28 protein-coding genes and 1 other annotated feature are annotated in these 26,494 nt (G+C 33.4%); of the genes, 23 read left to right on the top strand and 5 right to left on the bottom strand.

Features of this window, described 5'->3' with window-relative positions; all coding sequences use genetic code 11:
• Positions 1-111 precede the first annotated feature (111 nt).
• Entirely contained in the window at positions 112-1,152 is a 1,041-nt protein-coding gene (locus CBP76_RS02435; protein WP_102195344.1) for a zinc-dependent alcohol dehydrogenase family protein, read from the top strand.
• A gap of 9 nt (positions 1,153-1,161) precedes the next feature.
• Complete coding sequence (locus CBP76_RS02430) at positions 1,162-1,758, top strand: NAD(P)H-binding protein (RefSeq protein ID WP_102195343.1); 597 nt, start codon at positions 1,162-1,164, stop codon at positions 1,756-1,758.
• A 99-nt stretch (positions 1,759-1,857) separates the two neighbouring features.
• Here CBP76_RS02430 and CBP76_RS02425 read toward each other — a convergent pair whose 3' ends face one another.
• Entirely contained in the window at positions 1,858-2,067 is a 210-nt protein-coding gene (locus tag CBP76_RS02425; RefSeq protein WP_102195342.1) for a hypothetical protein, read from the bottom strand.
• Between the two features lie 104 nt (positions 2,068-2,171).
• On the opposite strand from CBP76_RS02425, the gene CBP76_RS02420 reads away from it, so the two are divergent.
• The 3 genes from CBP76_RS02420 to CBP76_RS02410 all read left to right on the top strand — a co-directional run bounded on the left by CBP76_RS02420 (position 2,172) and on the right by CBP76_RS02410 (position 4,016).
• A complete protein-coding gene (locus CBP76_RS02420) occupies positions 2,172-3,050 on the top strand; it encodes a LysR family transcriptional regulator (protein ID WP_102195341.1) in 879 nt (292 codons plus the stop codon).
• Positions 3,051-3,142: 92 nt separating this feature from the next.
• Entirely contained in the window at positions 3,143-3,514 is a 372-nt protein-coding gene (locus CBP76_RS02415) for a nuclear transport factor 2 family protein (protein WP_102195340.1), read from the top strand.
• A gap of 16 nt (positions 3,515-3,530) precedes the next feature.
• The gene (locus tag CBP76_RS02410) at positions 3,531-4,016 is read left to right on the top strand and encodes a GNAT family N-acetyltransferase (protein WP_102195339.1); all 486 of its coding nucleotides are present in this window, start codon (positions 3,531-3,533) and stop codon (positions 4,014-4,016) included.
• A gap of 69 nt (positions 4,017-4,085) precedes the next feature.
• On the opposite strand, the gene CBP76_RS02405 is transcribed toward CBP76_RS02410, so the two are convergent.
• The gene (locus CBP76_RS02405) at positions 4,086-4,832 is read right to left on the bottom strand and encodes an SDR family NAD(P)-dependent oxidoreductase (RefSeq protein WP_102195338.1); all 747 of its coding nucleotides are present in this window, start codon (positions 4,830-4,832) and stop codon (positions 4,086-4,088) included.
• A 90-nt stretch (positions 4,833-4,922) separates the two neighbouring features.
• On the opposite strand from CBP76_RS02405, the gene CBP76_RS02400 reads away from it, so the two are divergent.
• The 8 genes from CBP76_RS02400 to CBP76_RS02365 all read left to right on the top strand — a co-directional run bounded on the left by CBP76_RS02400 (position 4,923) and on the right by CBP76_RS02365 (position 13,634).
• Positions 4,923-5,300: a MerR family transcriptional regulator gene (locus CBP76_RS02400; protein ID WP_166667157.1), complete on the top strand. Its 378-nt coding sequence runs from the start codon at positions 4,923-4,925 to the stop codon at positions 5,298-5,300.
• A 77-nt stretch (positions 5,301-5,377) separates the two neighbouring features.
• Positions 5,378-7,909, top strand: coding sequence for a M1 family metallopeptidase (locus CBP76_RS02395; RefSeq protein ID WP_102195336.1), 2,532 nt, complete (start codon positions 5,378-5,380; stop codon positions 7,907-7,909).
• Between the two features lie 191 nt (positions 7,910-8,100).
• Positions 8,101-8,841, top strand: a complete 741-nt coding sequence (locus CBP76_RS02390; RefSeq protein ID WP_102195335.1) for a metal ABC transporter ATP-binding protein — start codon at positions 8,101-8,103, stop codon at positions 8,839-8,841.
• Complete coding sequence (locus tag CBP76_RS02385; RefSeq protein WP_102195334.1) at positions 8,841-9,692, top strand: metal ABC transporter permease; 852 nt, start codon at positions 8,841-8,843, stop codon at positions 9,690-9,692. The genes CBP76_RS02390 and CBP76_RS02385 overlap by 1 nt, the downstream gene beginning before the upstream one ends.
• A complete protein-coding gene (locus CBP76_RS02380; RefSeq protein ID WP_102195333.1) occupies positions 9,689-10,627 on the top strand; it encodes a metal ABC transporter substrate-binding protein in 939 nt (312 codons plus the stop codon). The genes CBP76_RS02385 and CBP76_RS02380 overlap by 4 nt, the downstream gene beginning before the upstream one ends.
• 260 nt (positions 10,628-10,887) lie before the next feature.
• Positions 10,888-11,739 (top strand): zinc ribbon domain-containing protein, encoded by an 852-nt coding sequence (locus tag CBP76_RS02375; protein WP_102195332.1) that lies wholly within the window; start codon positions 10,888-10,890, stop codon positions 11,737-11,739.
• The gene (locus tag CBP76_RS02370; protein ID WP_102195331.1) at positions 11,739-12,530 is read left to right on the top strand and encodes an SGNH/GDSL hydrolase family protein; all 792 of its coding nucleotides are present in this window, start codon (positions 11,739-11,741) and stop codon (positions 12,528-12,530) included. The genes CBP76_RS02375 and CBP76_RS02370 overlap by 1 nt, the downstream gene beginning before the upstream one ends.
• 12 nt (positions 12,531-12,542) lie before the next feature.
• The gene (locus CBP76_RS02365) at positions 12,543-13,634 is read left to right on the top strand and encodes a zinc-ribbon domain-containing protein (protein WP_102195330.1); all 1,092 of its coding nucleotides are present in this window, start codon (positions 12,543-12,545) and stop codon (positions 13,632-13,634) included.
• A gap of 66 nt (positions 13,635-13,700) precedes the next feature.
• Here CBP76_RS02365 and CBP76_RS02360 read toward each other — a convergent pair whose 3' ends face one another.
• Positions 13,701-14,399: a Bax inhibitor-1/YccA family protein gene (locus tag CBP76_RS02360; protein WP_102195329.1), complete on the bottom strand. Its 699-nt coding sequence runs from the start codon at positions 14,397-14,399 to the stop codon at positions 13,701-13,703.
• Positions 14,400-14,482: 83 nt separating this feature from the next.
• Between CBP76_RS02360 and CBP76_RS02355 the strand changes: the two genes are divergently transcribed.
• The 4 genes from CBP76_RS02355 (at position 14,483) to CBP76_RS02340 (ending at position 17,075) form a co-directional block, all read left to right on the top strand.
• Positions 14,483-14,923: a hypothetical protein gene (locus CBP76_RS02355; protein ID WP_102195328.1), complete on the top strand. Its 441-nt coding sequence runs from the start codon at positions 14,483-14,485 to the stop codon at positions 14,921-14,923.
• A gap of 9 nt (positions 14,924-14,932) precedes the next feature.
• Complete coding sequence (locus CBP76_RS02350; RefSeq protein ID WP_102195327.1) at positions 14,933-15,727, top strand: N-formylglutamate amidohydrolase; 795 nt, start codon at positions 14,933-14,935, stop codon at positions 15,725-15,727.
• 143 nt (positions 15,728-15,870) lie between these two features.
• Positions 15,871-16,323 (top strand): LytTR family DNA-binding domain-containing protein, encoded by a 453-nt coding sequence (locus tag CBP76_RS02345; protein WP_102195326.1) that lies wholly within the window; start codon positions 15,871-15,873, stop codon positions 16,321-16,323.
• 2 nt (positions 16,324-16,325) lie between these two features.
• Positions 16,326-17,075, top strand: coding sequence for a LiaF transmembrane domain-containing protein (locus CBP76_RS02340; protein ID WP_102195325.1), 750 nt, complete (start codon positions 16,326-16,328; stop codon positions 17,073-17,075).
• A gap of 77 nt (positions 17,076-17,152) precedes the next feature.
• Here CBP76_RS02340 and asnA read toward each other — a convergent pair whose 3' ends face one another.
• The gene (gene asnA / locus CBP76_RS02335) at positions 17,153-18,160 is read right to left on the bottom strand and encodes an aspartate--ammonia ligase (RefSeq protein ID WP_102195324.1); all 1,008 of its coding nucleotides are present in this window, start codon (positions 18,158-18,160) and stop codon (positions 17,153-17,155) included.
• A 99-nt stretch (positions 18,161-18,259) separates the two neighbouring features.
• Positions 18,260-18,509, bottom strand: a binding site (T-box leader).
• Positions 18,510-18,628: 119 nt separating this feature from the next.
• On the bottom strand, positions 18,629-19,246 hold the full coding sequence (locus CBP76_RS02330) for a LysE/ArgO family amino acid transporter (RefSeq protein WP_102195323.1): 618 nt from the start codon (positions 19,244-19,246) through the stop codon (positions 18,629-18,631).
• Positions 19,247-19,370: 124 nt separating this feature from the next.
• On the opposite strand from CBP76_RS02330, the gene CBP76_RS02325 reads away from it, so the two are divergent.
• The 6 genes from CBP76_RS02325 to CBP76_RS02300 all read left to right on the top strand — a co-directional run bounded on the left by CBP76_RS02325 (position 19,371) and on the right by CBP76_RS02300 (position 26,492).
• Complete coding sequence (locus CBP76_RS02325) at positions 19,371-20,828, top strand: aminotransferase-like domain-containing protein (RefSeq protein ID WP_166667156.1); 1,458 nt, start codon at positions 19,371-19,373, stop codon at positions 20,826-20,828.
• A gap of 91 nt (positions 20,829-20,919) precedes the next feature.
• A complete protein-coding gene (locus CBP76_RS02320) occupies positions 20,920-22,848 on the top strand; it encodes an Ig-like domain-containing protein (protein WP_102195322.1) in 1,929 nt (642 codons plus the stop codon).
• Positions 22,849-23,045: 197 nt separating this feature from the next.
• Entirely contained in the window at positions 23,046-24,101 is a 1,056-nt protein-coding gene (locus tag CBP76_RS02315) for an EpsG family protein (RefSeq protein ID WP_166667155.1), read from the top strand.
• 205 nt (positions 24,102-24,306) lie between these two features.
• Positions 24,307-25,077, top strand: coding sequence for a YveK family protein (locus CBP76_RS02310; protein WP_245865550.1), 771 nt, complete (start codon positions 24,307-24,309; stop codon positions 25,075-25,077).
• Positions 25,077-25,790, top strand: coding sequence for a CpsD/CapB family tyrosine-protein kinase (locus CBP76_RS02305; protein ID WP_102195320.1), 714 nt, complete (start codon positions 25,077-25,079; stop codon positions 25,788-25,790). Before CBP76_RS02310 ends, CBP76_RS02305 begins: the two co-directional genes overlap by 1 nt.
• Before the next feature lie 48 nt (positions 25,791-25,838).
• Positions 25,839-26,492 carry a sugar transferase gene (locus CBP76_RS02300; protein WP_102195319.1) on the top strand — a complete coding sequence of 218 codons (654 nt, stop codon included), beginning with the start codon at positions 25,839-25,841 and terminating at the stop codon, positions 26,490-26,492.
• Positions 26,493-26,494 lie beyond the last annotated feature (2 nt).

Here is a 26,494-nt window from a genome sequence, read left to right as displayed (position 1 = left end):
TTTTAGATTTGAAATTGGTTCAAACATGATTTGCTTGTAAGATATGACTTGTAAGTTAAATTAACGAAATAATCATATGATAGAAAATAAATTTTAGAGGAGATTTTAATTATGAAAGCAGCAACTTTTATAGAACCAGGAAAAATGGAAGTTAGGGAATATGATAAACCTGAAATTCAAAAACCTACCGATGCAATTATTAGAATTGTACGTGCCTGTGTTTGTGGATCTGACCTCTGGTGGTATCGTGGAATTTCTAAACGTGAACTAGGGTCAACCGTAGGACATGAAGCTATTGGTATTATTGAGTCGGTCGGATCAGAAGTTAAGGATGTTAAGGTTGGCGACTTTGTAATTGCTCCATTCACACATGGCTGTGGTCATTGTGCCGCATGTCTAGCAGGCTTTGATGGCGATTGTTTGAATCAGGAAGCTGGCGGTAACGGTGGTTATCAAGGTGAATATTTGAGATTTACTAATGCTAATTGGGCTTTAGTTAAGATTCCTGGTCAACCAGAGGATTATTCTGATGATATGCTTAACAACTTTTTAGCTTTAGCCGATGTTATGGCAACAGGTTTCCATGCCGCAACTAGTGCTGAAGTTAAAAAAGGTGACACGGTAGTTGTTATGGGTGATGGCGCTGTTGGTTTGAGTGGTGTTCTTTCAGCTCATCTATTAGGTGCTAAGAGAATTATTGCTATGAGTCGTCACGAAGACAGACAAAAATTAGCTAAAGAGTTTGGTGCAACAGATATTATTCCTGAACGTGGTGACGAAGCCGTTGCCAAAGTTATGGAATTAACTGGTAATGGTGCTGATGCTGTTCTTGAATGTGTCGGAACAGAACAATCCGTTGATACAGCTGTTAAAGTTGGACGCCCTGGTGCTGTTGTTGGTCGTGTTGGTGTTCCTCAAAAGTCAGAAATGAATACTAATAATCTTTTCTGGAAGAATATTGGCCTACGTGGTGGAATTGCCTCAGTAACAACTGATGATAAAAATATTTTATTAGACGCTGTATTGAGTGGCAAGATTAACCCAGGAAAAGTCTTTACCAAGAGATTTACACTTGATGAAATTCAAGATGCATATGAAGCAATGGATAAACGTACAGCTATCAAATCTTTGATTATTGTAAGTGATAAATAGGAGAAAATAATGAAAAAAGTTTTAATCATTGGAGCAACTGGAACAATTGGTGGAGCAGTTCGCCAAACACTTTTAAATGAAACTGATGATCAATTAACTTTATTTGCAAGAAGTGCCAGTCGTTTGAATGCTAGTGACCGCGAAAAGGTTATGGCTGGGGATGTAACTAAAGATAGCGATTTAGATAAAGCAATTGCTGGACAAGATGCAGTTTTTGTCGCCTTAAGCGGTAATTTAGGTCAGTTTGCTAAAAAGATTGTTGTCGCCATGGACCGCAACAAAGTTTCTCGTTTATTGTTTATTACTTCAATGGGAATTTATGATGAAATACCTGCTTCAGTTGGTGCCAGTGGTAATTTGAGTAGTAATTCAATATTAAGTTCTTACCGTGAAGCTGCTGATGTAGTTGAAGGCTCTGATCTGAATTACACAGTTATTCGTCCAGGATGGTTTACTAATGGCCCGGTTGACTATGAGATCACAAAAAAAGGTGAACCCTTTGGTGGACATGATGTCTCCATTAGTTCAATTGCTGATTTTGTGAAGAATGCAATTGCTAACGATAACTATTATTCACATGATAGTGTTGGCTTGAATACGAAATAGAAAAGAGTGTTTTTATTTTTTAAATATTAAAAGAAACAGATCTAGTAATCATCTTGATTATTAGGTCTGTTTCTTTTGAATGGATTATTTTTGTAGAGACTATTTTTTCTTAGGATAAATTAAATGGTAATAAATATAATCAAATGCCGTAACTAACATTGTGATGGAAAAAAGGCATCCAAAAGGATCTTTAAAATTAATACTGATATCAAAATTATTAAGTCCGTGGTTTACAGCAATGTCCTTGATTAAGAATGCAACGACTAATGCCCATAGGATAATGGTTAATCTAGAACTAAATTTACGCATATTGTTATTTTCCCCTTAGCAAACATGGTTATAATATTAATATTATTTTAAGGGACACACAATGAATGGTTAATATATTAAATAATGGTGTTTGAGGTGAAGAAATGTTTCAACAGATGCAGTACTTTATAGCAATTGTAAAAAATCATAGTTTTACGCAAGCAGCAGTCGACTGTAATATTTCTCAATCAGCTATTTCACAACAGATGAAGGAATTAGAGAGTCATTTGGGTGTGAAATTATTGAATAGAAAAGGGCGTAGTTTTGAAGTAACTGAGGCGGGTCAATATTTCTATACACACAGTCAGGATACTTTGGCTAATGTGGATCAATTAGTTAAAAATACTATCAAAATTGAAAAAAATGACGAAGTAGAACTTCGTATTGGTTATTTAAGGAGCTTTGGAACAACTGAATTTTTACAGACGGTTTCTAAATTCACGCAAGAGTTTCCCAAGGTGAAAATCAAGATTAGTAGTGGGACACACGAAGAACTCTATGAATTGTTGCGTACAGGTAAACTAGATTTGAATTTCTCAGATCAGCGTCGAGCCTTATCAAATGAATATCAGAATCAATTTTTGACGTCTAGTGAATTTATGGTTGCTGTTAATCATTCTTTGCCAGTTGATGATAAGAAAATTGATATTGCTGATTTGGCAGATGTCCCGTGTATTTTAATCGTTGATGGTAATCAACAAGGAACAGAAGAGGAATATTATCGAGATATTTTAGGTGTGAAAAGTGAATTCGTTTTGGCAAGGAATTACGATGAGGCACAGATGTTGATTGCGTCTAATCAAGGTTACTTGATAATTAACCATCGAATGAGAAAGCAGTTGGATCAAGATATTGTGAAGATGATTTCTTTGGTTAAAGGCGATCGTAAGTTGATGCAAAACTATTACGCTTATTGGCAGGCTGATAATTCAGGTTATTATATTGAAAGTTTTGCTGACTTATTGAAACAGAGTTTTGCATAATTTTTACTTATGATTAGACCTTAGTTTAAGAATAGTTTGTGAGTAAAAATGTTGGTATCATGCTCTTTGTAAGTTAAGAAAGCGTGATAGAAATGACAGATAAAGAAGTAATTGTACAATTATATCGTGATGAAAATACAGCAATGGTGGAAAAGAACCTTAATCGTTTAAATGATATTTTGGACCCATCAATGAATTTGACTCATATGACAGGTTACGTTCAGCCAAAATTAGAATGGATCGATCAGATTCAAAATGAAGAGATGCAATATTTATCTTCGAAAGAAGATAATATTAAGGATATTGAAATTGATGGTAGTAAGGCCAGCTTAGTAGGTCAGAATCGTGTTCAGGCCAAAATCTGGGGCAGTGGTGTCAATACTTGGCCTTTACAAATGAAAATGTACTATGAGAAGAAGAATGGTAAGTGGATTATTGTTAAACAGGTCGCTAGTACCTATTAAAAATGGAGAATTAGAAATGGAAATAACTAATGTAACAATGAACGATTTACAAGCGATTTTAAGAATTGAGAACTTAGGGTTTACTTCTGAAGAAGCAGGTACTAAAGAACAATATCAAGATAGAATCAAAAAATTAAACGATACTTTTCTGGTGGCCAAAATAGACAATAAGGTTGTCGGTTTTCTAGTCGGTCCTGCTACTGAAGAAGAGTATGTTGAAGATTGGATGTATGAACATACACCGGATAACGTATTAACTGGAGGAAACCAGATTATTTTTACAATTGCGGTTGATCCAGAATATCGAGGACATAGTATTGGTAGTAAATTATTAGATGCTATTGAGAAAAATGCCAAATTAGCAAAACGCAAGAGTATCTCATTGACTAGTTTGGAACGTAACGTACCATTTTATTTGAAAAATGGTTTTGAAAATAAAGGAATTGCGGATTCAAATCATGCAGATGAAATATGGTATAACTTGGTAAAAGCTATTCAATAATAGATAGTATTATCTACACCAAAAAAGCCTAGTAATTAATTTCGATTACTGGGCTTTTTTGAATCTATACTACCAAGCAACAATTCCATTGGTATTGGTAAAGGTAGCAGTTGATTTATTGTCGAAGTCAGTTGCTAATTCAATAGTTCTAGCTACTCCGTGTTCAATAGGTTTGGCTCCCATTTTTTTAGCCATTTCTGGGTTTACGCCACCAAATTCAGTAGCAACCATACCGGGATCAATAGCATTAACAGTTATAGGTAGATTTTCTTTGAGTAATTCTTTGGCTAATTGAACAGTGTACATATTCAATGCAGATTTAGAGGCTTGGTAACCAACGGCACTAGCTTGATAGACTTCAGATTTAGGATTTAAGGCCTCAGTCATTGATCCCATCATGCTAGAAATGTTAATTATTTTTGCCTGTGAGCTTTGCTTTAATAAAGGCAAGAAGGCCTGGGTAACAGCTATGAGTCCAAAGAAATTTAGGTTAAAGTCGTCTCTTAGAGAATCTTGTGTAATTTCTGAAGGAAGCTTGCGATTATCAAATACCGCACCAGCGTTGTTAATTAAAATATCAAGCTTTCCATATTTATCGGTAACAAATTCTACAGCTTCTTGAATTGATTTTTCATCGGTGACGTCTAATTGGACTACATCAATACTTTGGTTCAAATTACTAACAGCAGCCTTACCCTTAGCAAGATCACGAGATCCTAAAATAACTTGTTGATCTTTTTTTGATAATTCTTTGACAATTTCTAATCCCATACCACGATTAGCTCCGGTTACTAATGTAATAATTTCATTGGTCATATTAATATCCTCTTTATCATATTATTGATAGCTATTCTAGCATGCTGGTGTTACACTAGCGCAAGCAAATTAATGATAAGAGATGAAGTAATGTATTCAATCAAAGAAGTTTCTAAAAAATTTGAAGTCAGTTATGATACTTTAAGATATTACGAGAAGGAAAATCTATTAACCAATGTTCAACGAGACAACAATAATCGAAGAATATATTCTGATAATAATCTTGATGAACTTAGTAAAGTAGTTCATCTTCGACAATTGGGTGCAACAATCTCTGAAATTAAAAGAATGATGCAATTATTTAATGAGAAAATTGATGTTGATAGTTATGATGAAGGAATTGCTTTTTTAAAACGTTTAAATGAGGGCTTAAATCAAAAAATTGCTAGTATAGAATCACAAAAAGCGTTTTTACATGAGAAAATTACACGCTTTACGAATGAACGGAATAAATTAGACGGTATGTAATCTTTTTATTGTAAGTTATGTAATGTTATTATTATAATAAATTAGAAGTATATTAAAAAATGATTAAAGGGGAACTTATGACTGAAATAAAACGTTTTTATGATAAATTTCAACCAAACCGCTATGATGTCTTTTTAGATATTAATCGAGGTACAAAACAATTTTCTGGTAAAACTGTTATTGATGGTGAGGCTTTAGTACCTTCAATTTCAATCAATCAAAAATATTTGAATATTGAATCAGTTCAGGCTGATGGGCAAAATGTTAAATTCGATATTGATAATGAAAATGAAGCTATTAATATTGATCTAGTTAAGGCTGGTCAAGTTACTTTAACAATTACCTATAATGCTAAGTTGACTGATTCAATGATGGGCATTTATCCTTCATATTATGAAGTCGATGGAGTTAAGAAACAAATTATTGGGACACAATTTGAAACAACTTTTGCTCGTCAAGCTTTTCCATGTGTTGATGAACCAGAAGCAAAAGCTAAATTTGATATGGCAATTAAATTTGATGAACAACCAGGAGAAACGATTTTGGCTAATATGCCAGAAATTCGTACTGAAAATGGTATTCATTATTTTGATACTACTGTTAAAATCTCAACATACTTAATTGCATTTGCATTTGGTGACTTACAAAGTAAGATTACCAAAACTAAGAGTGGAGTTGAGGTTGGTGTATTCGCTACAAAGGCTCATCAACCTAAAGAACTTGATTTTGCATTGGATATTGCTAAGCGTGCGATTGAATTTTATGAAGACTTCTACCAAACTCCATATCCGCTACCACATTCATGGCAACTTGCTCTTCCAGATTTCTCAGCTGGTGCGATGGAAAACTGGGGATTAGTAACTTATCGTGAAGCATATTTGACGGTCGATCCTGATAATACGGCATTAGACACAAAACAACTTGTTGCAACTGTGATTACTCATGAATTGGCTCACCAATGGTTCGGTGACCTTGTAACTATGAAGTGGTGGGATGACCTTTGGTTAAATGAAAGTTTTGCCAATATGATGGAATACGTTGCTGTTGATGCAATTGAACCTGATTGGCACGTTTGGGAAATGTTCCAAACATCAGATGTTCCAGCTGCTTTACAACGTGATGCTACTGATGGTGTTCAATCAGTTCACGTGCAAGTTAATGATCCAGCCGAAATTGATTCACTTTTCGATTCAGCAATTGTTTATGCTAAAGGTGCAAGAATGTTAGTTATGGTTCGTGCCTTATTAGGTGATGACAATTTACGTGCTGGGTTGAAGAAGTATTTTGAAGCACATAAATATGGCAATGCTGAAGGTGACGATCTTTGGAATGCTCTAGGTGATGCTTCTGGTATGGATATCGGAGCAATTATGCATTCATGGTTGGAACAACCTGGTTATCCAGTTGTTTCTGCTAGTGTTGTGGATGGAAAGATTCAATTATCGCAACAACAATTCTTTATTGGTGAAGGTAAAGATGAAGGTCGTTTATGGCAAATTCCTTTGAGTAGCAATTATGGTGCTGCTCCTCAAATTATGTCTGATAAAACAATTGTTGTGGGTGATTATCAGGAATTGCATAATGCAGCCAAAGCTCCATTCCGTCTAAACGTCGGCAATAACTCTCACTTTATTGTTAAATATGATGACACTTTGTTGAAAGATATTCTTGATAATGTTGATTCAATTGATGACATCTCACAATTGGCTATCTTACAAGATTTACGTTTGTTGGCTGATGCACGTGAAATTTCTTATGCTTCAATCGTGCCACTATTGCCTAAGTTTGCTCAAAGTTCATCAACTGTCGTTAATGCAGCTTTGTATCGAGTTGCCAATAATTTGAAGAAGTTTGTTGCACCTGGTTCAGATGAAGAAGAAGCCCTAAAAGCTTTTTATGATAAACTAAGTGCCAAACAGGTACAGCGCTTGGGCTGGGAACCAAAGGCTAATGAGTCAATTGATGATCAATTGACTCGACCATATGTCTTGAATGCTTCATTGTATGCAGAAAATAAAGATGCCATTGCTAAAGCACATGATATCTTTGTTGCTAATAAGGATAATTTAGTTGGTTTGTCAGCTGATATTCGCTTGTTAGTTTTAAGAAATGAAGTTAAGAATTATGGTAATAAAGAGTTGATTGATAATTTATTAAATGATTATGTTAAATCAGCAGATCCAAGTTACAAGGCAGATCTGTCAGTTGCTATTACAAGTACACCCGATGCTGAATTAATTGGCAAACTAATCAGTAAATTTGAAGATGCAGGAGTTATTAAGCCTCAAGATCTTCGTTCATGGTATCGTGGAACTTTGGCTAACGAAAAATCACAACAAGCCGCTTGGGATTGGATCAGAAATGATTGGTCATGGCTTGAAGATACAGTCGGTGGCGATATGGAATTTGCTACTTATATTACTGTTACATCAATGATCTTCCATACACCAGCACGTTTAGCAGAGTTTAAAGCTTTCTTTGAACCAAAGGTTAATACACCTGGTTTAACACGTGAAATTAAGATGGATATTAAGATCATTGAAACTAATGTTAAGTTAATTGAAGATGAAAAAGAGGCAGTTAACAAGGCCATTTCTGAAAATAAATAATTTATAAATAGAGGATTAAATTAATAGCTCTAGTAATCGATTTTGATTACTGGAGCTATTTTTTTATATAAGCATATTAATATCAATTAAAATAACAATTAAGTATGCCTAATATATTTGTTGAAGCTTATTTAACTATATGATACTCTAACAATAGAGCGGGACGACCGCTAAAAGAATGGAGGCTCTTTATGTTAACTGTTAAGAACCTCACTGTCGCTTACGATGACACACCAGTATTTTCTGATGTTGCCGTTAATTTCAACGCTGGTAAAATCACTGGAATCATTGGACCGAATGGTGCAGGTAAATCTACTTTGATCAAGGCAATTCTTAATTTTATCAAAGTACGTAAAGGAAATGTTGATTACAATGGTCAGTCAATTAAATCAGTTCAAAAACAAATTGCGTATGTAGAACAACGAAAGGATTTGGATTTGAATTTTCCAATTGATGTTTTTGATTTGGTAATGACGGGAACTTATGGAAAATTAGGCCTGTTTAAAAATCCAGGGAAGTTGGAAAAACAAGCTAGTCATGATGCCTTAGAGCAAGTATCTTTGAATGAGTTTTCCAAGCGCCAAATTGGTAATCTTTCTGGGGGACAGTTGCAACGAGTGTTTGTGGCACGAGCAATTGTTCAGGAAGCCGAAATCATTATTCTGGACGAACCATTTGTGGGGATTGATTTACAAAGTGAGACTGCCATTATGAATATACTGAAACAATGGCGTGATGAGAACAAAACGATTATTGTAATTCATCATGATTTAAACAAAGTAACGAAATATTTTGATGATTTGGTAATTTTGAACCATGGAATTGTAGATTTTGGACCTGCTAATGAGGTTTATAATTCTAAAAATATTGAAAGTGCCTTTAGTGCAGATCTTTCTTCGGTATTGTTTCAGGAAAAGGAAGGTGTGCAGTGATGACATCAATTATTGAATTTTTCAATGCTTTGGGAAAGTATGATTTTCTTCAAAGTGCTTTATTAACCGCTATTATGGTTGGTATCATGTCGGGAATTATTGGTAGTTTTATTATTCTACGAGGAATGTCTTTGATGGGAGATGCCATATCTCATGCGGTTTTACCAGGTGTTGCTGTAGCTTATATGTTGGGAATCAATATTTTGATTGGAGCTTCACTATTTGGGGTTTTGGCTGCTTTGTTAATTGGTTTTGTGGCTTCAAGAAGTAAGATCAAAACTGATACGTCAATTGGAGTAGTTTTTAGTGCTTTTTACGCATTAGGATTTATTTTAATTTCAATGGCTGAAAGTTCCACCAATTTGCATCATATTCTATTTGGAAATATTCTAGCTGTCAGCGATTCTGATATTATGACGACTGCAGTAGTTTTAGGTATTGTAATTCTCTTTGTAGTGACCTTTTATAAAGAGTTACTAGTAACATCATTTGATGAGGTTTATGCAAAAACATATGGATTAAATGTTCAAGTGATTCATTATGCGTTAATGTTAGTTCTTACATTAGTGACAGTTTCAGCTTTACAAACAGTAGGGATTATTTTGGTGGTGGCTATGTTGATAACACCCGCTGCAACAGCCTTTTTATGGACAGATAAACTTGGAACGATGTTAATCTTATCTGCTGTTATGGGCGTTGTATCATCCATGACTGGATTGTATTTTAGTTACACATTCAATTGGGCATCAGGCCCGGCCATTGTTTTAGTGGCAGCTTTATTGTTTGCATTATCATTTATCTTTTCACCTAAACAAAACTTCTTTAAGTTGAAAAGGAGTGTGTCACGATGAAACGAATTTTGATTACATTACTTGGAGTCATCCTAATGATAAGTGGCGTCTACATGTTTTTATATCATCGTGATAATAACGCAGGTACCGCTACTAGAAACCAAAAGCTACAAGTTGTAACTACTAATTCTATTCTTGAAGATATGGTTCACAACGTTGGTAAAGAGCGAATAGAACTTTATAGTATTGTTAAGCGAGGTACTGATCCTCATGAATACGAACCTCAACCAACAGATGTATCCAAATCATCTGATGCAGATGTTATTTTCCATAATGGATTAAATCTTGAGACAGGTGGGAATGGTTGGTTTACCAAGTTAGTCAAGACTTCACATAAGAGCTTTGATAAAGAGGTCTTTTCGGCAAGTGAAGATGTGAAAGCTAAGCATTTAACTACTAATGTTAAAGAAGAAGATCCGCATGCCTGGTTGGATTTGAAAAATGGAATTATGTATGTCCGAACTATAACTAATGTTTTAAAGGAGAAAGACCCTAAGAATGCTAGTTATTATCAAGATAATGCTGAAGCTTATATAGCTAAATTAGATAGGTTGCATAAGGAAGCACAGTCGAAGTATTTAAGTATTCCTGAAAGTCAGAGACTATTGGTTACATCTGAAGGAGCCTTTAAATATTTCTCAGAAGCTTATCATGTTACCCCGGCCTATATCTGGGAAATTAATACTGAGGCTCAAGGGACACCTGAACAAATGAAATCAGTTTTGAGTAAGATTAAGAATTCAGATGTAAAACATTTGTTTGTAGAGTCTTCGGTATCACCCAAATCAATGGACAAAGTGTCAAAAGAATCTGGACTAGAGATTTATTCGAAAATCTTTACTGATTCTTTAGCTAAGAAGGGTACGACTGGTGATACCTATTATTCAATGATGAAATGGAATATTGATAAAATCTATGCTGGTTTATCTAAATAATTAAAAATGCCCTCGCAATCACATTGCAAGGGCATTTTTGCTCAATAAAAAAACTCAAAAACCTAGCATATGAGGGCCAACTGTTTTTGAGTCTCTTTATGAAATACGTATATTACTACCATATATTCTTGTTTGCAAATTATTTGTTTAGCAGATAGCGGGAAAAAGTATTTATTATAATTTTTATTCCTTGATATAGGTTTTATTTTGCTATAATTAATTTATGAAAATATATTTGTTAAGAAAGTCGGGGGAATTTTATGCAGAAGTGCAAGAATTGTGGTGCGGAACTAAAACCAGGAGTTAAGTTTTGTACTAAATGTGGGACACCAATTGAGGCCAATCAAGATTTAGAATCAGCATCTCAAAATATTAGTAGTAAAGCAACGGTTGAGAAGATTAAAAAACATTCATTAAATTATTTTTCTTGGTATAAAGATTCAATAATTAATCCATCTGAAGTTAATTATGATAATAAATATTTTGGATTAGTTTCATTTCTTATTAATGCAATTTTAGTTGCTTGGTCGGTTTATATTATTGGTCATAGAGCTATAAGTGATGCACTTAGAGTTGCCAATGAATATGCATCGGTCTTGGGTGGTACTAATAGTGACGTGATTAATATGCCCAACGGATTGTCGTTATATTTGAAATTGTTTTTTGTCTCATTTTTATACTTCGCTGTCTTTTTAGTTGTTGGATTTCTATGTAAGAAGTATCTTATCGATAATAATGTGAAAATTTTTGATTATGCCAATCAATTAGCTAGTTTCAGTAATTCTATGATTATTTTAGAAATCATTATGGTGTTAGTAATATTTGTGGCTATGCCAAGTAATATAGCTAACTTAGATTCATTTTCAGATTGGAGTCTCGTAAAGTTCTTAATTGTATTATTAGTATTAATGTCAAATATATGGCTGGTTTCATATGTTGCATCAATTATTGTTGATAAAGGAAAAATGAAATTAGATAGAATTTATGTTGCTGTGATTACATTAATCTTAAATAGTGCTGTTTTATATTTTATTTTTAAATTAATGTATGATTCTTTAGCTTCTCAATATTCATCACTTGGTTGGGGTGCTTTTAAGGGAGTCCTTGGATAATGAAAAAAAGATATTTCTTTTTTTGCATTTCAATGATATTTCTTTTGATATTTGGAACAGCTTGTACCCAAGCGAGAAAGCAATCTGCTAAAAGAACACCTGTTAAAACGGAGATAAAGAAGAAAACTAAGAGAACAGAAGAAACTTCAAAAAAAATGACAATATTAAATTCATTGAAGAATTCAAAAAAAGATTCACTGGTTTATTATGCTTTAGGTGATTCTTTGTCGGTAGGTCTTTTCTCAAATGATCAAAACGATCGTTTTACTACTTTATTTGCCGATGATTTACAAAAGGGTACTGGCAAAACAGTTAAGGAAGTCAATAACTCTTCTGTTGGTAAGACAGTAACTAATTTTGGGTTACCTAATGTTCAGTATTTGATAGATCAACAACCGGATATTACGACTATTGAATTTGGGACTAATGATTCGGCATATGGAACTGATTCTAAAAATCTAGGTGATTTTACTAATAATTTAGATACTTTGATAAGTCGTGTTAAATCAGAAACTAATTCAAAAATTTTGTTGTTAACAACTTGGTCTCCGAGTGACGGTAAGTACATTGAAAATGATGTGATTTATGATCAACAAATAAAAAACATTGCAAAAAAATATGATGTTCCGATAGTTGATCTATCAACTATTTGGAAAAATAATCCTAAAGTAACAGCGAATGATTTGGGGTATAGCCAAGTTTATGACCGTCAAAAAGATCAATTTCATCCTAATCAATTAGGGCATCAGGAAATAGCTCGATTGTTATATGAAACAGTACAGAAAAAATAGGGGATTTTTATTATGGATAAATTAGATTATTGTCCTCAATGTGGAACAAAATTAGATCAAAATGATGAATTTTGCCCCAATTGTGGATTAGATATAAAAAAATATATTAAAGAAAATGAGTCAGATGAATCGGATGTGAATACCAAGACTGTAAAGTCAGGGGAAAGCAAGATTAAGAACCAACCAGTTATGAAGGAACCTAATGACAATAATAGATCCATTTTTGCCATTATTATCTTGGTCATTGTTTTAGTAGTTGGATACTTTGCAGGCAATATGTATTACAGTGAAGCTCGTCAGGAACAATCTTTGCAGGATGAGTTGACTAGTGGTAGTTCTTCTAAAATGAAGAATGTATTAGTGAATAAAGATGGAAAACAATTCTCTGATAGTCAAATTGGTGCATTGAAAAGGCTTTATCTAAAAGATAATTCAGTTGTTCATGATATTGAATCGCAAATAAGTGAGAACCAAACTAATAATGTGTTTAGTATTAAACAATTTGGTAAAAATTTACTGATTTATCCAAAATATAAAATTGTTATGAAGACAAAATTTGTAATGGTAGATACTAATATAGATAATCCTGCTTTTACGGTTGATGGAAAAAGTGTAGCTGCTAAAGTAATAAACGGGGAGTATCGTCTTTCTAAGATGACTCCTGGTGTTTATGACTTGAAAATATCTAATACAAGTAAATCTGAAGAGAATAAACAAAAGCAGATTAGTATAGGGGTTGATAATAATGAATCAACAATTACTATGAATGTGAAGAAAGCCCCAGAACCTACTAAAACTGTAACCAAAGTCATTAAAGAAAAAGATGATGATAATTCAGAAACCAATTCAGACAATGATTCAAGTGATTCATCTGATAATTCTTTGATAGGCCAGTATACCGTTGATCCGGATTTAGCTCTGTACTCAGATGGGACTTATGATTTAGGTGATAAAACCGGTACCTATGATATCGTTGAGAACAATAATGGTCACGTCAAGATTAGGTTTAATCAAGATGGTGGCGGTTCTATTGTTGAATCATATGATTATTCAGATGGGGAATTACATTCTTCTAAATATGATCAAAGTTGGTATAAAGACTAGCTATGAAAAATGAAAAAGCCTCGTAATTTAACCGTATTGGTTAAAACTACGAGGCTTTTTCATATATTAATTATTATTACCAAAGATTTGCAAGATACTTAAGAATACATTAATGAAATCAAGTACCAAGTTTACAGAAGCAAGTAGTGCTAAAGCACCAAGACTTTGTGATGAAGAATTGTTAGCATAAATACGTTTGATGTTTTGTGAATCATAGGCGATGTAGAACAAGAATAAAATAATAATTGCGGCACTTGTCAACATCATCAATGGCGAACTCTTAAAAATCAAAACGTTAATCAATTCAACAGCGATGATAGCAAATAATCCAGTCATTAAAGTACGATTCCATTTTGTTAAATCTTTTTTAGTAATGAAACCAATAACAGCCGATACAATGAAAACGGCAGATGTTACAGTTAAAGATTGAATAATACTCTTAGCTGAGTAAATATAGAAAATGGGAACACCGATAACCGAAAGTGTTGCTAAGAATCCTAAATAACTTAAGAAAGTTAAGAAATAAGATCTTGTCGCAAAACGACCACAAAGACTAATGAAGGCAAATGGAATACCAAGCATTAAAATCATTGAGATAATTCGGTGTTGCGCCATTCCTTGAAATATTGCCATCGAAACGGCCCGGTTATTAGCTATTGCTTGTGCACAAATCATCCAAAAGGCGATTCCTAAACCTGTATAAAGATATACAAGGGATGTGAATCTAGCCAATCCGGTGGATTTAACTTTGTCTACAGTTTGCATAAAATCCTCCTAAGTTGTAACTATAATTGTTGTAAAATATGATAACATTTATTTACTAATTAAGAAAATGAGATGGTTGTTTCATGGGAGAAATTCATAATTTAAGATGTTGTAAATGTGGCTATGGAATTGAAGCCTGGCTTGGGATAGGGATGTTGTATCATCCTGATTATATTTTTTATGGGTCAGACCCAAGTTTGGTGGAATTAGTTGATAATAAAGATATTTCAAATCAAGCACTTAGTTTGTTAAATTCTGGGATAAAACCAAATGATAGTTATCGACACAAACTATATGCTTGTCCAAATGATTTTTATTTATTCAGTAAATTTTATTTTAAAATTGATGATTTTGAATCAAAATATCCATGTCCATATTGTAAAAGTGTTTTAAAACAAGTTATATTTACAAAGGGAACACGTGGAACAACTAGATTAAAATTTGAAGATAATGATGAAATTTGGCATTGTCCCAAATGCAAAAGTGAATTGTTAGAAGAAATGGCATTTGGAAATTGGAATTAGGAGAAAATCTTGAATAATTTTACAGTATATAATGAAGGAATTAATGAATTTCCAATAATTGTTGATCTACCACATAGTGGAACGTTGATTCCGAATGGAATTAAAACAAAAATGTTACCAGATCGTATTTTGACAAATGTTGATTGGTTTCTACAAGATTTGTATGACTTTGTTCCCCAGAATGGGATTACTACTTTAGAAAATAATTTACATCGTTATGTGGCTGATCCTAATCGAGATACGAAAATGATTGATCTAGATGGGGATTATCGACATGAGGTTGTTTATAGTCAGACAACTTTTAACAAGCCAATTTATAAGCACGAATTAACAAAAAATCAAATTCATCAACGAATTAATCAATTTTACCTACCATATCATCAACAATTACAAAGATTAATTGATGATAAGTTAAAAAACTTTTCTAAGGTTTATTTGTTGGATTTACATAGTTTTGCCGTTTACCCTCACGAGGATATACAGACCGATGATGTGGTCTTGGGGAATAAGTATGACAAAGCATCCACTGGAAAATTACGAGAATTTTTGACCGACCAATTTCAGAAGAAGGGATATACGGTTTCTAATAATCATCCGTTTTCGGGTGGATTCATTACTTCTCGTTATGGCGAAAATGAAAGAGTACAAGCTATTCAAATTGAATTGGCCTATCATATGTATATTGAGAATCGCTATTTTGGGGAGGAAGAACTGACAGGTGTCGATGTAGGAACTTTTACAACTGCCAAAAACAATTTACAAAGTATTTTTATGTCATTTTTGAATTATGTAGCTGATAATTAAATAAAGAATACCGATATAGTAACCACGATGGTTGCTATATTTTTTTACCACTTAGTTTTATAAAAGAACCACTTAAGCAAATAAGCTATACATAAAATTTTCAATGTGGTGTAATACCTTTAGCGAAAGGGGGTTGATTTAATGTGTTGATAAAACTTGATATTTCGTCAGACTACAATGAAAAAGAGGTCATCATTAAAGCAAATAAGCAAGATGATGAAGTTCGTGCCATTATTAATAGTTTGAAAGATGTTGAAAATAAATTTAATCATCTCAGTGGTTATATCGGTGAAACGGTTTATTCATTGCAATTAAAGGAGATTTTATTTTTTGAAACCAATGATAGAAATGTTTATGCACATACCGTCAACAATGCCTTTTTGATTCATTATCGGTTGTATGAATTAGAAGAGAACTTACCTGATAACTTCTTGCGGGTATCTAAATCTTCAATTTTAAACGTTAACGAGATATTGTCATTATCTAGGTCGGTAACCGGTAATTTGGTTGAATTTAAAAATACTTATAAACAAATATATGTTTCGCGGAGATTTTTAAAAGAGTTGAAAATAAAATTAAGTCAAAGGGAGTTATAAATATGCGGAATAGAAATGGAATTTTCTGGGGTTTGTTCTTGTTATTGAGTGCAGCCATTTTAGTAGTTAGCCAATTACATTTGATAACATACACCTTTAGTTTTTGGACAATAGTCGCAACAATTTTTTTAGCAGCAGTCTTAATTAAGAGCTTAGTTTACTTTGCTATTCCGGGAACAGTTTTTTCCTTGGCTTTTCTGGCGATTCTGTACGCTAAACCATTGGGAATTATGGCATTAACACCATGGACTATACTGGGAGCTGCGTTGTTGATCTCGATTGGTCTGTCATTGATATTTAGACCGTTGCTTGCTAAGAAACGTCCTTGGTTAAGACACCATAATTATGGTGGTCATTGGAATGGTAAAGAATATGTAAATTTTGATTCGCACGCCGATCCTGATGTAGAAACGGTCAGTGATTCCGATGTGAATGTATATGTGAAGATGGGTAGTAGTATTCGCTATGTTAAATCTGATGATTTCAAAAAAGCTGATATTGATGTTTCAATGGGAGATGCCAAAGTTTATTTTGAAAATGTTAAGATTCAAGATTCAGCTGTTATCAATGTAAAAGCATCTTTAGGTGGTATTGAACTTTATATACCCAAAAATTGGAATGTTATAAAGGAAATTGATAATAATTTAGGAGGCGTTAGTGAAGTTGGGTTCTCTGATGTTGCTGCTGATAGTCCTAGTGTTACTATTCGAGGGTTAGTTTCATTGTCTGGATTGAAGATTAATTATATATAAATTTATGGAAAACAATAAAAAGTTCACTTCTTAATTATGAAGTGAACTTTTTTTAAACAGGGGAGAATCAAAAATTCCTAAAGCAAATGAATACCATTCTCATCACATTTCTTACGAAGGTCTTCAGGCCAAACAGCAGCTTGAACCTCACCAACATGTGCTTTACCAAGCAATAACATACATAGACGTGATTGTCCGATACCACCACCAATTGTATATGGTAGTTCTCCAGCTAGAAGCATTTTATGGAATGGAAGACTTTCACGGTCTTCAGCGCCAGCAATCTTCAATTGTTCTTTCATTGATTCTTCAGAAACACGGATACCCATACTTGAAATTTCTAGGGCCTTTTGTAATGGCTCATACCAAAATAAGATATCACCGTTTAGTTTCCAATCGTCATAATCAGGGGCACGTCCGTCATGTCTCTTACCACTCTTCATAGCACCACCAATTTGCATTAAGAAGACACAGCCAAGTTCTTTACAAATAGCATCTTCACGTTCTTTAGGGGTCTTATCAGGCCAGCGGTCCTCTAGTTCTTGGGTTGTAACGAAGTGGATTTCGTCTGGTAGGTGATGAACAGCTGTAGGGAATTTGTACCAAACTTCGTGCTCCATATGTTTGATGACTTTAAAGATTTGTTTAACAGTACTTTCCAAAGTTTCAGTCGTACGTTCGTCTTTAGCAATTATTTTTTCCCAATCCCATTGGTCAACGTAAATTGAATGAATGTTATCTAGGTCTTCATCTTTTCTAATGGCATTCATGTTTGTATAAATACCTTCATGCATATCAAAATCGTAACGTTTCAAAGCTAGTCGTTTCCATTTGGCCAATGAGTGAACAATTTCAATTGTTTCTCCGGGGATACCTTTCATAGTGAAGGAAACAGGGGATTCGACACCATTTAGGTTATCGTTAAGTCCAGTACCTTTTTCGACCATCATAGGTGCTGATAAACGAGACAAGTTTAGTTCTTTACCAAATTCATCTTGGAAAGTTTCACGAATATATTGAATAGCTTTTTGTGTTTCTTTAACAGATAGTTTTGGATCGTAGTCCTTAGGTATAATCAAGTCCATAATAATTTCCTCCAAGTTAGGTTGATTCATTAATCAACCTGTTTTATATAATAATTGCAAAATAAAAAAGTCTTTCGTCCCAGTTATTAAACTAATAATAACTGGGACGAAAGACTTTTCGCGGTACCACCCAAGTTGTCTATATAAAAATAGACCACCTCAATAAGAGCACTAACATGCTCCACCGATGGTAACGTACCGGTTAACGTCTGAACTTACTTTGATTACTCATTTTAGCCAGAAACATAAGAAAGTGTTATTCAAACAATCCATTTACCGATTGGGTTCTCACCAGCCCCAACTCACTGTCAGTGTGGAATGTCTTACTCTTCTTTCTTGTCGTTTTTATCTTGTGACACTTATATTAGCATGTTTTTTGAAAATGTAAATAATAAAATTTGAAATTTATTAATCTTTATTTGATTTATTAGATTGAATTTAATTATAAAGACCCATTCTTGAAGGCTTTTAATGCATTAACAAGGTAAAAAAGTTTAGTAATAATTTTCCGCCATATAAAATAATAATTGCTCCACAGATTAGATTAATAATTCGTAAAATTTTAGCGTTAAATTTATCTTTGAATTTGGTTACTACGGCATTGAGAATAAAGAACCAAAGTATTGAAGCAATTCCAACTCCGGTAATGAAAATTGGGTAACTATATGCCGGCAAAGTAACTTGAAAAGCGCCTAACATCATTGAACCATCAATAATAGCTTGAGGATTAAACCAGATAACTACAAAGGCTGATGTAATAGTTTTTATAACAGTCATTTCAGGTGTAGCCTCACCACTAATGTCGGTAGTTTGAGATCGAAGTAAATTTATTCCCATGTAAATTACGATCAAACTGCCAACTAAAAGTATAACTAATTGTAACCATTCAAATTTTTTCATGATAGCACCAATGCCAAAGAAACAGGCGAATGCTAATGAAATGTCAAAAATAATAATGATTAAAGCTGTCAAAAATGATTTTCGTTTCGTTTGTGTCAAAGCTGCATTAATAACAAATAGATTTGCCAAACCGATTGGTGCATCATATGCAATCCCCATAGTTAATCCTTGTAAAAAGAAATTCATGATTAGCCCCCTTTACCAACCAAATGATGTGTTATATATTGACTACATTAATGATTATATGGATATTCTAATTCAATGTAACCAACCAAATCTAAGGTATTTACCCAACCAAAAGGAGCAAATGATGAAACGAATTGATCCAATTCAAATCAATTGGAAACCAGCTAAAAATAAAGTGATTCCTGTTTACAAACAAATTATTCAATATGTTTGCGACAGAGTAGCTAGTGGAGAGTGGGTTATTGGGGCTAGATTACCGTCTCAACGGACAATGGCAAAATTATTTAATGTTAATCGTAGTACGATTTCAATAGCAATTGATGAGTTAACATCATACGGTATTATTTCAGGAAAATCTGGTGCAGGAACTCAGATAGTCAGTAATACTTGGGCTTTGATGTTACCAACCAAACCGAGTTGGAAAAAATTAATTTCATCAGGCTACTTTCAAGAAAACAATTATCGTCTACAACAGATTAATCAGCTTGAGTTTGAACCCAATATTGCACGTTTAGGTACGGGAGAATTAGATCTACGTTTATTTCCTCAGAAGATGTGGACGGAAGTATTACAAAAGATGAGTACCGAGATAACTTCTTGGGGGTATGCGGAACCGTTGGGAATCCTGGAGTTACGAGAGGCAATAGTAGAACATATGCGACAATTTGGAATCAATGTTTCTACGGAGAATATCCTAGTGACCTCAGGTGCACTGCAGGCTTTACAACTAATTGCTTCATGTATGTTAAAAGAAGGAAGTACTGTTTTTACAGAAGCACCAACCTATCTAAAGTCACTTCAAATGTTTCAATCAGCAGGATTAAAGTTAAATGGAATTACGATGGATCACGATGGTTTAGAATATTGGAAAATTAAAAACCAAATTAAAAATTCGGAGTCATCGATCCTTTATACTATTCCCACGAATCAAAATCCAACTGGAATAACGATGTCTGATATTCGACGCAAAGAATTAATGGATTTTTGTATAAAAAATAGGCTACCAATTATTGAAGATGGCGCCTATCAAGAGTTATGTTTTGATAATGATCAATTCAAACCACTGAAATCAATTGATGATAACGGAATGGTGATGTATTTGGGCAGTGCTTCTAAAACGTTAGCACCAGGTTTGCGGATTGGTTGGGTAATTGCCTCAAAACCAGTTATTCAACGTCTAGGGGATGCTAAAATGCAGATGGACTATGGTGCCAGTTCTCTATCACAGCTTGTCTTTGCAGAATTTTTAAAGAGTGGAAAATATAGCTCATATTTAGTTGATTTGAAAAAGACATTAAAGAAACGCCGTGATAATGCGTTGGAATGTCTTACTAAATACTTTAGCCAATTAGCTACATGGAATAAACCTATTGGTGGATTTTACATTTGGTTAACATTTAACGAAAGTATTGAAGTAGATGATATTTTTGAACGAGCATTGAAAAAGAAAATTCTTTTAAATCCTGGAGATATCTATGATTTTAAGCATAATCGTTCGATAAGGATATCTTTTGCATATCTTGAATGTGACGAGTTCAAAGAAAGTATTAAAAAATTAGCCCTTTTGCTTATGGATAAATAAATATTAATCAAATATGTTGACTTTTTTAGTCAAGTAATAAAATGTTTTTATTTCAGGAACCCCGTAAAATTGTATAAAAGGGGAAAATGAGATGATGAAGAGAAAAATTTTAATATCAATTTTACTTAGCATGATATTGATTTTCACAACCACCAGTCTTGATAGAAATACATCAAAAGAAAATTCTACAAGTGAAGTGATCTCCAAAATCATTCCTGAAAATATAACCGCTGAGGCTGCAGTAACACCTTATCATGAGCCAACAGCAGATCCGGTTATCTTACTATTTATCTGGTTAACTTCTGGTTATGATTTACAACCAGAAAATCAGTATACATATGTAAATAATCCCAAGACGCTATATACGGATGCTGGTCGATCAGTTCTGGATGTGTTGTTGGGATTAACAGATACTCCACACTACACTTGGTATCAATCAACTGATGGAGTAACTTGGACGCAGATGTCCTCACAAACAGGTAAAAATTTGACGGTAACACCTAATAAAGTGGGAACGGTTTATTATCAACAAAGAACTCAGTGGTATACATTGTTTGCAACCGCTTTAAGTCCAACGGTTTATTCTAAAGTTGCGTTTGTAACTACTTTTGATGCGCCAGTTAAAGCTACGAGTTTAAAAGTAACAGCCGATAGTAATTATCTCTACAATAATCAAGAAAATGCGGCAACTACTTTTGCTAGAGCAACGCCGACACCAATCAATGCAACCGGAAATGTAACTTGGTCAATTGATGATACTAGTTTGGCGACAATTGATAGTAAAACGGGTCTAGTAACAGCTAATACAAATAAGAAATCGGGGACGGTCAAGGTTACTGGTACAATGACCAACCATGATGGTACTAGTGTTACTGACTCAGTAAATATAAAAATTGGTGGAGGATTAGATGATCAGACAGTTACTGAAGGTCAAAAGGCCACCTTCTCAATTCAGGGAAAATTTGATCAAAAACCGACTTCAGTAGTTTGGCATCGAGTATCTACTAGTGGGCAAGATACAGTTGTTGATAATAGTGGAAATAATATGACTTATACGACTCCAACAACGACCGCTAGTGATAATGGAAGTAAGTACTACGCTGTCATCACCATTACTTCTGGTTCAAGTACTAGTACGATTACCACCAATCAAGCACTATTAACAGTAAATAAAAATGTAACACCAGCTGTAACTGTAACTAACACTATTTTTAATAATAGTTATAACGACCACGATTCTGGTAATACAACAATTAATAATGTAGCCAAGGGCGATAAAGTTAGTTATCATGCTAATTTGAATGATACTAATACAAATTCTTCGATGACGAAGGCCACATTTAGCTTAACAATACCGGTTAATTCTACTGTTGAAGGCTTGAAAGTGAACAATCAAGATTATCATGATTATACTGTTACGTCAGATACTGAGAATATGTATATAACGATAAATAATCTTAATTTTTCTAGTAGTAAGCAACTTACAATCCAATTAGATACAACAATTGGCGATACGCTCACTTCCAACTTTGTTTCAAAAAGTTCTTTGAGTGGTTTTGACAATTCAAATAATAATGTAGTCACTACCAAAGGACAAAATACGAATTTGAATTTTGCTAACAATAGTATTGTTTTAAAAGCCAATGATTGGGATTATGGAAATATTAATGCCTATACTTATCAAAAATTAATAAACAGAAATAAATTAGCTAGCAGTCCATTGGAAGTTACTGATAACAGACGTGAGAAAAAGGCTCTGAAACTCTATTTGGCTCAAAGCTTGCCATTTAAGTCAGGTCAAAATGAACTTCCTTCAGAATTGCGATATTATCAAAATGATGGTACGTATAATATTCTAAATTCCGAAGGAACACTTGTTTCAGAGACGGTTGAAGGGGAAAGTTTAAACTCCGTAAACTGGGAAGATAGCGAAGGTCCACAACTTTATATAAATAATGTTATAACGGCACCAGGAAATTACTCGACTAGTTTGGAATGGTCATTAGTAGAATCCATTTAGATACAATATTTTTTTAGGTTTTAATAAACCAAAATAAATAGTCTGTATTGATTATCAATTGTGTTTGAAAAAACATAGTTGATTTCAATACAGACTATTTTCATATTAAATTTAAGATAGAATCGCAATTCAAATAAATAGACATGTATAAACATGTGTATTATTCTACTTACAAATATAATTGTGAGGTAAGAATAATGATATTTTATTCAATTAATCTGGCAATTTTTATTATTTATAGTTTATTTACTAATACCTATTATAAAAATCATAAAGTATATTTCTGGTTGGTTCTAGTTCATTTGACCTTATTACTAGGATTACGTTCCAGTGTAGTGGGGACTGATACCAGTCAGTATGTAGGATTCTATTTGGAACAAAATACAGGATTTAATGGTAATGGAACATTGGTATATTCATCGTTGAGTAACTTCATCAACTGGATATCGAATGGTAATTACCATGTCTTTTTATTTGTATTGTCATTAGCAACAGTATTTTTTATTTTAAAATCAATTGAAATTCTTGATAATGATCCGGATTTAATGTTTTGGAGTGTCTTTATTTATCTAACTTTTTATTTTTATTTTGAAAGTTTTAATATTCAGAGACAGATGCTAGCCATATCTATGACCATGTTTTCGATAGCACTCTTATCAAAGAAGTGTTATTTTGAATCAGGATTAATGATAGTACTAGCTATTGGCATTCATAGTACAGCCATATTTGCATTGATTGGATTTTTAATTTGGATGGCACGCAAAAACAGAATAACCTTTATAGCAGTTGTTTTACTGGCGGCTTTATCAAATTTATTCTTGAATAAGTTGCTAAATAATTTCTCACAAATTTTTGATCATTATCAGATGTATACGGATGCGGTTTTGGAATCAGGTGGTGGAACCCTATTACTAGGCGCTTTTTTGTTGTTATTGGTAATAATAACAGTAATATTCATAGATATATCTGATGAAAAAATTATGAGTTTTGCGCTTTTTATGACGACGATTGGTGCAATATTATTTATTTTTGGTTCCAAATCACAATTGATTATTAGAATGGCTAATTATTTTGCAATATATGCGATAATTTTTATACCACAAGCAATAATTAAGTTAACTGCTAGGTTTGATCAAAGAATTGTTAAGACTGTTTTAGAAGTAGTTGTAATAATTGTCGGGTTAGTAATCTTTTATTATAAATTAAGTCATAATTTGGGAGATATTATTCCATACAGTTTAAACGCATTATGAAATGAATACCACTGGTAATCGCGGCAGACGGTTACGGGTGGTATTTTTTTGTGGTCCAGAATTATATATTGGAAAAATATGATGAATGATACGAATTGTAATAAAAAAACATTTTATTACTAATATGTTTAAACACGTATTATTATTTGCCGTACTACAAAGAAAAAATATCTTTTGTAGGAAAAAGTGGTTGGAGGAAGAAACTGTGAAATCTGAAAAAACTACTAATACGATAAGTATCCTTGAAGCTTTAGATGTTTTTCGTAAACACATCAAAATGGTGATCGTCACTACACTCATTTCGGTATTTATGACGGGATTTGTAACATTTTTGGTTATCGTCCCCAAATATGAATCAACAACCGATATTTTGATTAATCGTAAGTTATCTGATGACCTACAAACAGCTCAATTTCAACAGGTTCAAGCCAATGTGCAGCTGATCAGTACTTATAAAGATATTATAACTAGTCCAACGGTGCTGGATGTCGTTGCTCAAGACATGAATAAATATCCGGGTTATCCGGGCTCAGAATCAGAGCTTAGGAAGGCTATTTCAATTACGAGTCAACAAAATTCGCAAGTGTTTTCAGTAACAGCCAAATCTACCAATGCTAAAACGGCTGCAGCAATTGCGAATGAAACAGCCAGTGTTTTTAAACAAAAAATTGGAAAAATCATGAGTATCAATAATGTATCAATTGTTTCAACTGCAACGCCAAGTCAAATTCCATATAGTCCTCATAAATGGCTGAATCTTTTAGGTGGTTTGATTGTAGGTTTGATTCTTGGAATGGGATTGGCATTGATACGTGAAGCGACCGACAAAACAGTTCTTAATGAGTCATTCTTAACCGATACAATGGGATGGTTAAATTTAGGACAAGTTGATGAAATTAATAAACCCAGACCAGTGCATGATGTATCCGCAAGTATGGCCAGTGGTGCAATTTTAAAAGATCGGAGTGATAAGTAATGTTCAATAAAAGAAAGAAATTAAATGACTTTAGTCAAAAATACGGTGTTAATTTAATTACTTATACAGATCCTAGAAATTCTGTTGCTGAACAATTTAGAACGATCCGAACTAATATTCAATTTACGGCAGTTGATAAGAAGATAAAGTCGATTGTTTTCACGTCGTCAGCACCATCTGAAGGTAAGTCAACAGTTAGTAATAACTTTGCGATTACTTGTGCTGATCAAGGCAATAAGGTCATTTTGCTAGATACAGATCTACGGCGTCCAACAATTCACAAAACATTTGGGTTGAAGAACAATTTAGGACTATCAAATTATTTATCTGGTAATGCCAAACTAAACGAAATAATTCAATCGTCATCAATACAGAATCTATATGTTGTAACTAGCGGACCAATTCCACCAAATCCGGCTGAATTAATCGGCAGTGATAGATTAAAGCACTTGTTACAAGAATTGGGAAAAGAATTTGATCTATTAATTTTAGATTCACCACCAGTTAATACGGTTACGGATACACAAATTCTGGCAACTGTGACTGATGGAGTAGTAATGGTTGTGCCACAAGGAATTGCTACCAAATTGGATGTTCGTCATGCTAAAGAATCTTTGGAATTGGTTCATGCCAATATTATCGGAGCAATTATGAATCGAGTAACAGTTCAGAAAACAGGTTACTACGGGATGAATTACGGAGCGTATAGATAGAAATATCGGCTCTTTTAAATTAATGGGAAATTTAAAGGAGGCTTATATATGGAATATTGGAAAAGTTCTATTAATGCTGGATATCAACAACAAAGATACATTTATCGATTTGCAAAACGTTGTTTTGATTTTTTTGCCAGTCTAATGGGGTTAATAATATTATTACCAATTTTTTTGGTTATTGCTATTGCGATAAAGATTGATGATCCGCATGGTCCAATTTTTTATCAGCAAGTACGAATTGGAAAAATGCAAAAAAAGTTTCAAATGTTCAAATTTCGTTCAATGTGTGTTGATGCAGACCAAAAATTAAATCAATTGACACAAAAAAACGAAGTTGCTGGAGCAATGTTCAAAATGAAACATGATCCTAGAGTGACAAAAGTTGGTCATTTTATCCGCAAATATAGCCTGGATGAATTGCCACAATTATTAAATGTAGTGTTGGGTCAAATGAGTTTAGTAGGTCCTAGACCACCATTGCCTAATGAGGTTAATCGTTATGATATGTTCGATATTCAACGATTGAATGTTAAACCTGGCTGTACAGGATTATGGCAAATCAGTGGACGGAGCAATGTTAGCTTTAACGAAATGGTTTTACTGGATTGGGAATACATAAATAGCTGCAATTTTAGATTAGATTTATACGTTTTACTAAAAACTGTAGTTTTATTTTTTAAACCAAATGGAGCCTATTAATG

Origin of the sequence: Companilactobacillus nuruki (assembly GCF_002872255.1) — a bacterium.
GTDB lineage: Bacteria > Bacillota > Bacilli > Lactobacillales > Lactobacillaceae > Companilactobacillus > Companilactobacillus nuruki.
Note: the sequence above shows the minus strand (reverse complement) of the source record. Positions and strands in the feature narration are given on the sequence as shown.